The sequence below is a fragment of the Amaricoccus solimangrovi genome, assembly GCF_006385685.1.
GTDB classification, from domain to species: Bacteria; Pseudomonadota; Alphaproteobacteria; order Rhodobacterales; family Rhodobacteraceae; genus Amaricoccus; species Amaricoccus solimangrovi.
The window spans coordinates 1-868 of the sequence record NZ_VFRP01000116.1 but is presented as its reverse complement, the minus strand read 5'-3'; the positions used below and the strand labels follow the sequence as shown (position 1 = coordinate 868).

Here is an 868-nt window from a genome sequence, read left to right as displayed (position 1 = left end):
CTACAAGGTCGCGGGCGCGCTCACCCTCAACGCCCTCGCCGGCAACCTGATCGGCAAGGCGCGGATCGGGCTCGAATACGCGCTCCGGCGCTCGGGGCCGATGAGCATGGCGCCAAGTCAGCTCGGCGCCTTCACCCGCTCCGACCCATCGCGGCCGCATGCCAACCTCGAATACCATGTCCAGCCGCTGAGCCTCGACGCCTTCGGCGAGGGGCTGCACCGGTTCCCGGCGATCACGGCCAGCGTCTGCAATCTCAACCCGACGAGCCGCGGCACCGTGCGCCTGCGCTCCAACCATTTCGACGACGCCCCGGCGATCGCGCCGCGCTATCTCTCGACCGACGAGGACCGCTCGATCGCGGCCGAGAGTCTCCGGCAGGTGCGGCGGATCCTCGCGCAGCCGGCGCTCGCGAAGTACCGGCCCGAGGAATGGCGACCGGGCATCCAGTTCCAGAGCGACGAGGAACTGGCGAAGCTCGCGGGCGACATCGCCAACACCATCTTCCACCCGGTCGGCACCGCGAAGATGGGCGGGGAGGATGATCCGGACGCGGTGGTCGACACGCGTCTGCGGGTGCGCGGGATCGACGGGTTGCGGGTGGTGGATGCCAGCATCATGCCGGAGATCACCAGCGGCAACACCAACGCGCCGACGCTGATGATCGCGGAGAAGGCTTCGCGCTGGATCCTGCGCGGCTGACCGTCCGCGTCCGCCTCGACGGGGCGGGCGCTTCCACACGAGCTCCAATCAATGACAACGACGCGGTGACCTCATCGCGCGAGGAGGAACACAATTGGCCCATCAAGAGATCGGCGATGACCGCCTGGACTGGCGCGTCTTCGCGCCCTCGCTGGCGGTCATCGCCGC

Annotated in this window: 1 protein-coding gene; it reads left to right on the top strand. The window is 69.0% G+C overall.

The features are described 5' to 3' along the window. A partial coding sequence (locus tag FJM51_RS23515) for a GMC family oxidoreductase (RefSeq protein WP_233713256.1) occupies positions 1–700 on the top strand: 700 nt, incomplete at its 5' end. Positions 701–868: the final 168 nt, after the last annotated feature.